Here is a 12739-nt window from a genome sequence, read left to right as displayed (position 1 = left end):
TAACCCTACATAGTCAATTATATAACCGTATTCTTTAGTTTTCCCTTTTTCTTCAAATAGACGATTCGCACGAGCAATTGCTTGTAAAAGATTCTGCTCTTTTCATTCTTTGCATATGTAAATAACGACATTACGCGGTGCATCAAAACCGGTTAGTAATTTTGAAACTACAATTAAAATTTCAGGATCATCGGAACTTTTAAATTTTTTAATAATTCTATTATTGAATTTTGCTCCATATTGTTCCCTCATGTTTTTTATAAATTTATCTACTTCATTTTCACTTTCAATATCTTTATAACCGTCCCGGTCATCAGTAGCAGATATAACAACTTCAGAACTTACTTGTCCTATATCATCTAAAAATTTTTTAAAACGAACGGCAATTAATCTAGAAGGAGCTATTAACTTTAAACCTGTGCCTTTAAACGTTTTTAAATAGTGCGTTGAAATATCAAATGCTTTGGCATAAATAGCTTCCTTTGTTTGAGCAAGCATATTTGAGCAACTGAATCTTGTTTTCAAAGCTGCTTTTTCTTCTTTATTTAATCCATTAGTAATCATATCAAAATCTTGTATTACGTCCTGCAAACTCTCAACTACTAAATTATTTGTAGTACTTACTCCCCTTGATACCTACATACCAAATCTTACAGAGTCAAGATTTTGTAAATTTTTCTTTAAGTCTACCAGCGATGTGCCTGCTACTAGCTTTCCTATATCGCCTGCTATCTGCATAGTCTGAGTGCCTAGCTGGTATAAATTTAATGCCTGATCTAGAACATCAAGCCATTGCGTACCATTTTTATGTATTAAGTGATTGGCAAGCTTTGCAGTGTAGCTTAAATCTTCTTGTATGCCAATATGTATTGTATGCCAGCTTGCATTGTAGTAGATAGATAGAGGATTTAGCTGTCATTACCTATTATATCGACTTCGTCCTCTAAATAAGAAGCTATATGATATTTTAAGGTCAACAGGCATTAGATTAAGGGTTGGACTTTCTTCTAAAGACTTGTCTACTAATTTAAAAATGGAGTATGATCTTTAAAAGGATTTTCAGTTTGATCAGAGCTATAAAAAAGCTTATAATTTTGTCCTATAAATAAATTTAATGCCTCTTTATCTATTGCTTTATATTTATCTACAATCTCCTTTATTTCTTCTAGCGTATAAATTAGATAAAATTTTAACAAATTCTTTATGAGATAGATTAGTTATTTTTGCCAACGTATTTATATCTTGGAAACTCATTTTATCTTGATAATGATTTGTAAAAGTATATTGCTCATTTTCATAGATAAAATTAACTTTAGCATTTTGCCCCAAAGTTATAGGCATAGAAGGACATTCTTCGTCTAGTATTCTAAGAGCAATGCCTTGATATATCTCTATTACAAGAGAATCATAGGTGTTAAACTCTGCAATTTTTATAGAAAAATCCTCGTCTACAATCAATTTAAAAGGTCTGTTATTAGCATTTATTTCTAAAGCTCTATAGGTATCACCGATACTATGAATTACTATTAGTATCTAAACTAAAAGAGTGAGTAATATTATCACCTACAGTAACGCCAAGCCAACTATCAAGACCCATGCTTGCTGCTCTCTTTGCATTTATATTTTTTGTTGTACCACTCATATTATGTCCTTATTTTTTTATTAATTTATAAGAAAATAAGTCGTATTTAATAATTTATTATTCTCTTCACTGCTATAATTACTGAGTTCTAGCAAAGCTTCGTATATTTCTTTCTCAAGTAAATAGTCACCTCAGCCTTTGAGTATGTAGATTATTATTTTTGCCTAGATGCTGCTGTTGTAAATACTTCTCATAACCAATAATAGTAGGTACAGAATATTTTTTTAGCAAGACATGGAGCGAAAATTAAAACAAAAGGAACATTCAAAGTTTTTACTAAATTTCAAAAAGCCTTGAAACCCTTATCGGAAGTGGTGGAGGCAAAGGGAATCGAACCCTTGACCCTCTGCGTGCAAAGCAGATGCTCTACCCCTGAGCTATGCCCCCAATTATTTATTGGCGAGATTTTTGGAAGTGAAAATATTAAGATAAGCTTTTAACTAATCCCCAAGGTAATGGCTGACCATTGCTCCCTACGACTAAATCTCCGGAAGATTCATATTCGGCAGCTAGAAAAGACTTTTGAGCAGCAATAAGCTTGACTGGTTTGATTTTCTGACCGTTATGAAAATATTCTTTAGCCTGTTCCCTAGAAGTCGGGTTATTTTTGGAAGCTGTTTTTGCTTTAGACATATACTATTAACTTTTTCTTAAACTTGTGAAGAATATAAAACTTTTTCCTAAACTTGTCAATAACTACCGTGTCGATAAATAGACATTGCCTAGAAAAAGTTGATAATTTGAAAAGTTGACGTCATTACAAGGAAAATTACAAAGTAATTGACGAAGCAATCTAGTAAAATGCGTAGCATTTTTATTATTTTTCTGGATTGCCACGCTCCTTACAGTCGCTTGCAATGACGATTTGGTATCCATGCAACAGGAGCCTACAGCCGCTTACAATGACAACGATTTCTAGGCAATGCCTATAAATATGTTAAGATATCTCAAAACATCATTATTCTTCCGTTATTACTTCACTTTCACCAACGAATGCTATTTTAAATTCTACTATTTCTGATATCGTTTTTCCATCATATATACTAAACCCTACTCCTTTAAATTCTACTTTTGCGTTGATATCAGCACCATATGATACTAACAGCTTATATATTTCATCATCCTTAATATCTTTACATCGAACATTTTTAGCAACCGCATGCAAAGGTATTCCTCCGGATTTTCTTTGATCCACCTCAGCTCCGTTCTTAAGTAATAGTTTTGCTACATTAAAGTCCTTACTGCTTCATATAAAGGTGATCCTAGCCAAACTCCTCCGTTTACTGCAGCGCCTTTTGATATTAGATATTCTGCTACAATTTCCGTGACGTGCGGCTGAATTTCAAGGAGTATTCTTCAAAATATCACTACACATATTAACATTTGCTTTTTTTTCTTCAACTAACATTTAGCCAACTTTTAGTGCATTATTTGTAGATACCGAAAATAGTTCAGTAGTAGATACTGCACGTAATTCATTTAAACTCCTTACTACACCCACTTTATCAAGAGAAAAATAGACTCTTTTAAAACATTTTAAAAGCTACATTGTTTTACATAATGTTCTATATCTTGCACTACTACTCTATTTGACTTTAGCAACAGAGTTAAATTACTATTTAATAGTTCTTTTATCATATTCTACTTATTTATACTTTGTATTTCTTAAAGGTGATAAAGATCTCATTGTCATTCCTGCAAAAGGCTTGCTTGGATACCCAAATCGTCATTGCGAGCAGCCGTAGGCTGCGTGGCAATCTTATGAAATAATAACAAACTCCTGAGATTGCTTCGTCAATTGCTATGCAATTTCCTCGCAATGACGATTAGGAAGTCACGCAGACAATACTGAGAACTCCTACTGATTAATCCTTGCCGTATGGTAACCGTTAGGTAGATCACGCACCCAATCACCTCTTGCAAAAGAGCCAAAGATAATCATAGCGATTTTATCTTGTGCAATATCTAGAATTTGCTACACTATAAAATTAAGCCTAGCTTGGATTTTTAGAGAACGCTGAGGTAAAGTGGTTTTCATTATAATACCCTACAATTTTTAAAAAGGTTGTATTGTCTTAAGAATTAATGGCTCGTTTTATGTCATTCCCGCGTAGGCGGGAATCCAGAAAGTATAAAAATCTCGAAGAATTTTTACTTTTTCTAAAAATGTAAAGAAATTTTAAGAAATAGCTATAACCTTTTGATTTTTTCGAGTTTTGCTGGATTCCCGCCTTCGCGGGAATGACATAGAGTAAAAATCGTAGGGTATTATAGGTTTTCATCTATTCATTTGCACCATGACAATATTTATATTTCTTGCCTGAACCGCACGGACATAGCTCATTACGAGATACCCTACCCCAACTAGTAGGATCGTCAGGGTTTCTATCTTTTGGATCAATACGTGATACGACTGGTTTAAGGTGAGTCTCAAGACTACTTCCTGCGTTATATTTACTAAATGCCGGATCTTCCCGACTCTCACGCATATTTTTTTGAAGTTTTTTATACTCAAGCGAAACATCTTCTTTTTGAACATTTTTTAAGTCAATATGGAAATGGTATACTGTTTGAATAAATAATTCTTTTAAATTATTAAGCATCTGCTCGAATAAGTTAAATGCTTCTCTTTTATACTCACTAAGAGGGTCTTTTTGGCCATAAGCTCGAAGAGATATGCCTTGTCTTAAATGATCTAAGCTATATAAATGATCTTTCCAAACTTGATCAAGGGTAGTTAATAAAATATATTTCACGGCATTATGCATTAACTCGCTACTATAGGCTTCTTCTTTTGACTTATATATATCATGAGCCATTTGTATAATGATCTTCGTGATTTCTTCTTCCGTTACATCATTTTTACTTACTACATTATGATCAAATTTTATAGAAAAAACACGATGTAATTCTACGCTTAAATTCTCTATATCCCAATCTTCTCTATAAGAGCCTACCGGCATGAAAGTTAATACTATCTTTTTGGCGAGTTCCTCAGTAGTACTATTTAAGAAAACGTGACTATCTTTAGATTTAATAATTTCAGTACGTTGCTCGTATATTATCTTACGTTGGTCATTCATTACATCATCAAAACGTAATAAATTTTTACGCATTTCGTAGTTATGTCCTTCCACTTTTTGCTGCGCTTTCTCAAGTGAACGACTAATCATTGGATGGTGGATAGCCTCTCCGTCTTTCAATCCAAGTGTTCTAAGAACTCCTGATATACGATCTGATGCAAAAATACGCATTAAATCGTCATCAAGCGATAGGAAAAACTTAGTTTTACCAGGATCACCTTGTCTACCTGATCTTCCTCTTAGCTGATTATCGATCCTACGGCTTTCATGCCTTTCCGTACCTATCACAAATAAACCGCCTGCTTCAATAACCTGCTTCTTTTCTTCGGCAATTTGAGCTTTTATTTCAGCTATTTTAGCTTCATAATTATGTTCTTTATCCAGCTGTGCTATTAACATTTCAGGATTACCGCCAAGCATAATATCAGTACCCCGCCCTGCCATATTAGTTGCAATCGTTACTGCCTTAAACCTACCTGCTTGAGCAATAATAAAAGCTTCCTGCTCATGAAATTTGGCGTTTAATACTTTATGAGGGATTTTTTCTTTATTTAAAACGCTTGAAAGTTCTTCTGACTTTTCTATGCTTATCGTACCAACAAGTATAGGCTGTCCACGATCGTAACAATCCCTAATTAGCTTTAAGATAGCATCATATTTTTCTTTTTTACTGCCGTAAATTTCGTCATCAAGGTCAAGCCTTGTAACTTTATTATGGGTTGGGACTGCGACCACATCAAGATTATATATATCTTTTAGTTCCGGTGCTTCGGTCATAGCCGTACCGGTCATACCCGATAATTTAGGATAATTACGAAAATAATTTTGGAAAGTAATAGATGCTAAAGTTTGGTTCTCATTTTGAATTTTCACATTTTCTTTTGCTTCTAATGCTTGATGTAACCCTTCCGAATATCTACGCCCTTCCATTACACGACCGGTAAACTCATCAATAATCATTACTTTACCTTCACGCACCAAATAATCTACATTAACAGTAAACATATTATGAGCTCTTAAGGCTTGGTTAACATAATGTACTAAAGTTAAATTCTCAAAATCATATAAACTGGTATCTGGTTTTATAATATTTTCTTTACTTAAAAGCGATTCTATATGTGTAATGCCGGTTTCCGTTAAATTGATAGTTTTTAATTTTTCGTCTTTTTCAAAATCACTTGCATTAAGCAGACGTACTATTTTATCAATTTTACCGTATAATTCTGCATTATCATTAACCGGACCCGAGATAACTAGCGGAGTTCTTGCTTCATCTATCAAAATCGAATCAACCTCATCGATGATAGCAAAATTAAAAGGACGCAGTACCCGCTCCTGCAAGCTATACTTCATATTATCCCTTAAATAATCGAAACCGAGTTCATTATTTGTTGCATGAGTAATATCGGCGTTATAGGCGGCTCGTTTTACCTCATCAGGCATACCGCCAACAATACATCCAACCGATAAACCTAAAAAATTGTAAATTTTACCCATGGAAGCAGAATCACGGCGTGCTAGATAATCATTTACGGTTACAACATGTACACCTTTTCCAGTTAAAGCATTTAAGTACGCAGGAAGCGTTGCAACTAAGGTCTTACCCTCACCGGTACGCATTTCGGTAATCATGCCTCGATGTAATATCAGGCCACCTATAAGCTGAACGTCAAAATGACGCATACCGCAAACTCTTTTAGCTGCTTCCCTAACTACCGCAAACGCCTCATATACTATATCTTCTAAAGTAGCTCCGTTTTTAAGTTTTTCTTTAAACTCCACAGTTTTATTCTTCAACTCCTCATCTGATAATTTTTGTATAGCAGGTTCAAGCGAGTTAATTTTTGTAATTTCAGAAAATAGTTTTTTTACAGTACGATCATTTGCAGTACCGAAAAGTTTTTTTAAAATAGAAAGCATTAAAGTCCTTATGATATTTTTAGTATTTTATTACTTAAATATAGGTATATTTTATAAAATTATCAAATGTTATAATTTTATTTAAATGAATAATTTATTTACTACAAATATTTGTAAATTATTATTAATAAATAAAATATTCTCAAATATCTATTGACGGTTATATATTATTTTTATAAAATTTAAGCTTATATTTAACACAATTATGAGTCATAAATGAAAAAATTATCTGTTATATTTTTATCAGTTAGCATGCTTTCCGGTATTGCTTTTGCTGATAAAGACAAGGTAGTTGCTACCTATAAAGGCGGTGAAGTAAAAGAATCGCAAATTATGAAAGAATTTAAGCCTCAGCTTAATCTTCAATCAGGTGAAACAATCAAAAATTTTGATGATTTTCCACCACAAGATCAGGAAAAATTAATAAAAATTTATGTTAATAATCTTTTGTTAAAAGAAGAAGTTGCTAAGTCAAATATTACTTCTTCTAAAGAATTCCAAGAAAAACTTGAAAATGCAAAAAATCAATTAGCTCAACAAGAATTACTAGCAAACTACATAAAATCTAACATTACAGATAAGATGTTTGATGACGAATATAATAAATATGTCGGTAATCTTAAAGGTAAAGAACAAATAAAAGTTGCTCATATTTTAGTTAAATCTCAAAAAGAAGCTAATGATATAAAAACCAAATTAAGCAAAGGCGGAAACTTTACTAAGCTTGCAGAAGAGTTATCTCTTGATAAAGCTTCAGCTTCAAACGGCGGCGTTATCGGTTACATTATACTAAATCAACCTGGGCAGTTAGTACCGGAATTTGAAAAGAAAGCTTTTGCTTTAAAAGTAAATGAAGTTTCAACTCCTGTAAAAACCGATTTCGGTTGGCATATTATCAAAGTGCTTGAGAAAAAACCTGTGCCTATTCCAACAAAAGAAGAAGCAAAAGTAACTATTGATAATATATTAGCTGCAGAAGTACTAAAGAAATATATTGCTGATTTAGAAGCTAAAGCTGATTTAAAAATCATGTTACCTAAAGCAGACAGCAAAGCCGGATCGTAATTTATATTTTGTAATTGCGAGAAGCGGGCATTCCACGTATACCAAGTCGTCATTACGAGGAAAGACTGTAAGTTTTGACGAAACAACCTCAGGCGTTTGTTATTACTGTATGAGATTGCCACGTCGCTTCGCGCCTCGCAATGACGGTTTGGGTATACACGCAACAATGCCTCCGCGGGAATGAAATAGGGTTCACACAGTAACACGCCTCTACCCAAGAATAACATTATAACTACTCTCAATCACAGCAAATGCTACACACACAGGATAATCATCAGCAAGAGAAAGGTGAATATTAAAAGGAGAGAGTTTGTTTGTATAGTTTGAGCTAACTTCTACTATAGGCTTACCTAAATCATTATTTAGTATAGTAATATCTTTAAAATTTATACCTTGACCTATACCGACTCCAAAGGCTTTACTAACAGCCTCTTTAGCAGCAAAACGCTTGGCTAAAAAAGCAGCATGGTTTATTTTTCCCAACAAAATAAACTGTTTTAATTCCTTTGAAGTTAGAATTTTTTTAGCAAAAAGTTCTGGATATAAATGTAATATTTTTTCGATTCTAGGAATTTGTACTATATCAGTACCAACACCGATAAGCATTTACTTATCGGTTTCATAATCTTCGCCATTCTCATCAATAAAGATTTGATCATCTAAATCAGAATAATCTTCCCCGATATAAACTTCAGGTAAATACTCAAATTTTTCTTCTACAGCTTCTGATTCATCTTGATTAACAAGCGGCTCTATCATAGTTCTTGTACGCAGACTATTTATTAAATCTTGTTCTAACTGAGCTACCGATACTTTTCCGGCAGCAATTCTACGTAATGCGATAACAGGAGGCTTATCACGCTTTTCTTTTTTGATTTGATTAGTTTCTACTTTATAATTTAATAATTTAGCATATCTTGTTGCTAGGACAACAAGCCGAAACCTATCCGGTATAATTTTATTACAATCTTCTGCTGTAATTCTTGCCATAATTTTTCTCCGTTAAAAATAGTATACTACAAATAAATAGGAAACGAATATACGTAGATCAACTTCAAAAAGAGCACAAGGAGTTCACAAGGCGAGGAACACAGTGTATACTTAATACGTGCGTACCGCAGCTCTTGTAGAACGACTTAGCCCATTTTTGAAGTTGATCGAATATATTATACCCTTTTTATATCTGCACCACAATTACTTAATTTTTTTTCTAAATCTTGAAAGCCACGATCTAAATGATATATTCGGTGTAATACGGTTTTACTATTAGTACTAAGACCGGCGAGTATTAGCGATACCGAAGCTCTAAGATCACTTGCCATAACTTCTGCGCCTTTTAATATTTCTACACCTCGAACAACCGCCTTATTACCTCGTACTACTATATCTGCTCCCATTCTACATAATTCAGGGACATGCATGAAACGATTTTCAAAAATATTCTCGGTGATCATTGAAACACCGCTACTAAGCGTCATAAGGCTCATAAATTGTGCTTGCAAATCAGTAGCAAAGCCAGGATAGGGATTAGTTTCTAAATCAACTGAATTTAACTTCCCTTCATAAGTTACTTGAACTCCGTTATTGATCGGCACGACTTTTATACCCGTTTCGATAAGTTTTAAAGCTATATTTTCTACAATATGGTAATCAATCCCACAAATTTTTACATCACCTTTAGTAATAGCTGCCGCAAACATATAAGTACCGGCTTCAATACGATCAGAAAGTACTTTATAGCTCGCTTTATTTAAAGAATCCTTGCCTTTAATTGTTATTTCGCTAGTGCCGATACCTGCAATATCGGCTCCCATTGCGATAAGACAATTACATAAATCAACTATTTCCGGCTCTCGACCACAATTAAAAAGCACAGTTTCCCCCTCTGCTAAAACAGCTGCAAGTATTGCATTAATCGTAGCACCTACGGAAACTTTATCAAAAACAAAATGAGTACCTTTTAAGCGTCCTTTACTTGAAGCGTTAATATAACCGTCTTCTATTTCAATCTCAGCTCCCATAGCTTTTAATACAGCAATATGCAAATCTACTTGCCTTGCTCCAATAGCACAACCACCCGGAAGCGATACTTTTGCTTTACCGTATTTGGTAAGCAAAGGACCAAGCACCCAAATCGATGCTCTCATTTTACGGACTATTTCATAATCTGCAGTAAAGTTATTTATATTTTTGGTATCAATTATAAGCTCAAATTCATCTTGATGTGCTATTATTTCAATATCTGACCCGTGACTTCGGAGCAAATCTTTCATAGTACTAACATCCGTTAACTTTGGAACATTAGTAATATGCAGTTTATCGGTAAGAATAGACGCTGCCATAATAGGTAGCACGGCATTTTTAGCACCGCTAATATTAATACTACCTTTCAGAGGTGTACCACCGTGAATAATTAATTTGTGCATAAATTATTTTGATAAAATTGTAACGTCATTGCGAGGAGAAACTGATTAAATTGTCATACCGTGGTCAAGCCACGGTATGACACCGAGTATACTACACATCCAAATTCACGACATTCAACGCATTTGCTTGGATAAATAACCTGCGAGGTTCAACAACGTCACCCATTAAAGTAGAGAAAATGCCTTCTGCTTCATCAATTTCTGCAACTCTTACCTGAAGCAAAGTTCTTTTTGTAGGGTCAAGAGTAGTTTCCCATAGCTGGTCGGAATTCATCTCACCAAGACCCTTAAAACGCTGAATATTTATACCTCTTTTTCCGCATTCTATAATGGTATTTAACAACTGACTCGGTGTTAAAATATCGAATTCCTGACTTTTCACTATAAGCTTTAATTGCTTACTAAATATATCAAAAATCGTTAAAGCAAGCTTTGATATTTGTACAAACTCAAATGATTCTAACTGCTCTTTCAATAATATTTTACTTTCTTTTAAACCCCTACTAAAGCGGAAGAACTCTATTTTATTTTCATGTTTTAAAACTTCCCAATTAGTCTTATCAGGCGAATCTTCTAAGCTATTTAAAACATCTAAAGCTTTTTTAAGTCTTAAATCACTTTCAGACTCAAATATTTTGTTATTAAGTAAGTCATTAATAGCAAGAATTTCGGTAATTGAGCGATTAAATTTTTTGCTAGCATGGTCAAGCAAGCCGTTAAACTTAACCACTTTATTAATTAGCTCTTCTAAATTATCACCCACTAACTGCTCTTTATAGTCTAGAATTAAGGTTGCATCATTAATAGTTGATTTGATCAAATAATCTTGCAGCGCTTGCTCATTCTTTAAATAAAACTCGGCTGCTCCTTTCTTTACTTTATAAAGCGGTGGCTGAGCTATATATAGATAGCCTTTATTTATTAGCTCAGGCATATGACGATAGAAAAACGTGAGTAATAAAGTTCTAATGTGCGAGCCATCAACATCAGCATCGGTCATAATAATAACTTTATGGTATCTAAGCTTTTCTAAGGAAAATTCTCGTTCAACACTAATTCCAAGCGCTGTAATTAACGTACCGATTTGGTCCGAACCGAGCATTTTATCAAATCTTGCACGTTCAACGTTCAAAATTTTACCACGCAAAGGCAATATAGCCTGAATTTTGCTATCCCTACCCTGCTTTGCAGTACCGCCCGCAGAGTCCCCCTCAACAATAAACAATTCTGAAATAGCAGGATCTTTTGCATGGCAATCTGCAAGTTTACCTGGTAAATTCGAAACTTCTAAAGCTGATTTTCTTCGAGTGAGTTCCCTTGCTTTTCTAGCAGCTTCACGAGCATTCGCAGCTTCCATAATCTTAGCTATAATTGCCTTAGCTTCTGCTGGATGCTCTTCAAACCACTCAAGAACCTTTGTATAAACGGCATTCTCAACAACCGGTCGTACTTCGGAGCTTACTAGCTTATCTTTTGTTTGAGAAGAAAATTTAGGATCAGGCACTTTAATGGAAAGCACACAACATAGCCCTTCCCTAGTATCTTCACCGCTAAAGTAATTTTTAGCTTTTTTATTAAGACCCGTAGTATCAAGATACGAAGTAATAACACGTGTTATCGCTGATTTGAAAGCACTAAGATGAGTTCCGCCATCACGCTGCCTAATATTATTAGTAAAGCATAAAATATTTTCATGATAAGAATCGTTCCAATGCATCGCAAGCTCAAGGCTTATACCAGACTCAGCATTCTCTGTATTAACTACTATACATGGATGGATAGCGTGCTTCGCTCTGTCTATATATTTTACATAAGCTTCTATACCACCCGTATAATAAAACTCTACTTCTTTAACTTCTTCAAAGCGATTATCGACGAGTAAAATCTTTACGCCTGAATTTAAAAAAGCAAGCTCACGAAGACGATGCTCTATAGTGCCAAAATCAAATTCTATATTAGTAAACGTTTCTACAGACGGAAAAAAAGTAACTTCCGTACCTTTTTTATCAATATTTTCTTTGACAACCGCAAGCGGAGCTTCCGTTATACCATTATTAAATCTCATCAAATATTCCTTATTATTACGCCAAATACGCAGCTCAAGCCATTCAGAAAGAGCATTTACAACCGATACACCAACACCGTGTAGACCGCCTGCAACCTTATAAGCGTTCTGGTCAAACTTACCGCCGGCGTGAAGTTGCGTCATAATAACTTCAGCTGCCGATATTCCTTCTTCTTCATGAATTTCAACGGGTATACCTCGCCCGTTATCGGATACGGTTACTGAACCGTTTTTATTTAATGTTACTCGTACTAGATCGCAATAACCAGCAAGCGACTCATCGATAGCGTTGTCGACTACTTCATAAATCATATGATGTAGACCTGACCCGTCTCCAACATCCCCGATATACATTCCCGGTCTTTTTCTTACGGCTTCAAGACCTTTTAAAACCTTTATGGAATCAGCACCGTATGATGATTCGTTAAATTTTTCTTCAATTTCCGACATATTATATATTTGGCTCTATTACTTGTTGCTAGAAACAATAAAAATGACTATAACGTAACTTATTAAAATAGTAAAGTTTCTTGATTTA

The 12739-nt window shown here is 34.2% G+C and carries 10 protein-coding genes, 1 tRNA gene and 2 pseudogenes; 1 reads left to right on the top strand and 12 read right to left on the bottom strand.

The window, feature by feature from the left end; all coding sequences use genetic code 11:
- Positions 1-102: 102 nt before the first annotated feature.
- From WSW_RS0106465 to secA, 8 genes and pseudogenes are all read right to left on the bottom strand, one after another.
- A complete protein-coding gene (locus tag WSW_RS0106465) occupies positions 103-564 on the bottom strand; it encodes a type I restriction enzyme subunit R domain-containing protein (RefSeq protein ID WP_032850305.1) in 462 nt (153 codons plus the stop codon).
- 458 nt (positions 565-1022) lie between these two features.
- Positions 1023-1533: pseudogene (locus WSW_RS1000000114020) on the bottom strand (hypothetical protein).
- Entirely contained in the window at positions 1514-1642 is a 129-nt protein-coding gene (locus WSW_RS1000000113675) for a hypothetical protein (protein ID WP_016917503.1), read from the bottom strand. The pseudogene WSW_RS1000000114020 and the gene WSW_RS1000000113675 overlap by 20 nt, the downstream one beginning before the upstream one ends.
- Before the next feature lie 312 nt (positions 1643-1954).
- A tRNA-Ala gene (locus WSW_RS0106445) sits at positions 1955-2029 on the bottom strand.
- A gap of 36 nt (positions 2030-2065) precedes the next feature.
- On the bottom strand, positions 2066-2275 hold the full coding sequence (locus WSW_RS0106440) for a hypothetical protein (RefSeq protein WP_004998070.1): 210 nt from the start codon (positions 2273-2275) through the stop codon (positions 2066-2068).
- Positions 2276-2600: 325 nt separating this feature from the next.
- Positions 2601-2837, bottom strand: a complete 237-nt coding sequence (locus WSW_RS0106435) for an ankyrin repeat domain-containing protein (protein ID WP_016917502.1) — start codon at positions 2835-2837, stop codon at positions 2601-2603.
- A gap of 681 nt (positions 2838-3518) precedes the next feature.
- Positions 3519-3680, bottom strand: a pseudogene (locus WSW_RS1000000113315) (nucleotidyltransferase); the annotation flags it as partial.
- Between the two features lie 244 nt (positions 3681-3924).
- Positions 3925-6645, bottom strand: a complete 2721-nt coding sequence (gene secA, locus WSW_RS0106430) for a preprotein translocase subunit SecA (RefSeq protein WP_016917501.1) — start codon at positions 6643-6645, stop codon at positions 3925-3927.
- A 216-nt stretch (positions 6646-6861) separates the two neighbouring features.
- Here secA and WSW_RS0106425 point away from each other — a divergent pair, with 216 nt between their 5' ends.
- Positions 6862-7710 carry a foldase protein PrsA gene (locus WSW_RS0106425; RefSeq protein ID WP_016917500.1) on the top strand — a complete coding sequence of 283 codons (849 nt, stop codon included), beginning with the start codon at positions 6862-6864 and terminating at the stop codon, positions 7708-7710.
- A gap of 210 nt (positions 7711-7920) precedes the next feature.
- Here WSW_RS0106425 and acpS read toward each other — a convergent pair whose 3' ends face one another.
- The 4 genes from acpS to gyrB all read right to left on the bottom strand — a co-directional run bounded on the left by acpS (position 7921) and on the right by gyrB (position 12651).
- Positions 7921-8316, bottom strand: a complete 396-nt coding sequence (gene acpS, locus WSW_RS0106420; RefSeq protein ID WP_016917499.1) for a holo-ACP synthase — start codon at positions 8314-8316, stop codon at positions 7921-7923.
- Positions 8317-8700 carry a DNA-directed RNA polymerase subunit omega gene (rpoZ, locus tag WSW_RS0106415; protein ID WP_010977486.1) on the bottom strand — a complete coding sequence of 128 codons (384 nt, stop codon included), beginning with the start codon at positions 8698-8700 and terminating at the stop codon, positions 8317-8319.
- Positions 8701-8876: 176 nt separating this feature from the next.
- Positions 8877-10136 (bottom strand): UDP-N-acetylglucosamine 1-carboxyvinyltransferase, encoded by a 1260-nt coding sequence (gene murA, locus WSW_RS0106410; protein ID WP_016917498.1) that lies wholly within the window; start codon positions 10134-10136, stop codon positions 8877-8879.
- Positions 10137-10227: 91 nt separating this feature from the next.
- A complete protein-coding gene (gyrB, locus tag WSW_RS0106405) occupies positions 10228-12651 on the bottom strand; it encodes a DNA topoisomerase (ATP-hydrolyzing) subunit B (RefSeq protein ID WP_016917497.1) in 2424 nt (807 codons plus the stop codon).
- Positions 12652-12739 lie beyond the last annotated feature (88 nt).

Origin of the sequence: Rickettsia honei RB, from assembly GCF_000263055.1 — a bacterium.
In the GTDB taxonomy this organism is placed as follows: domain Bacteria; phylum Pseudomonadota; class Alphaproteobacteria; order Rickettsiales; family Rickettsiaceae; genus Rickettsia; species Rickettsia rickettsii.
Note: the sequence above shows the minus strand (reverse complement) of the source record. Positions and strands in the feature narration are given on the sequence as shown.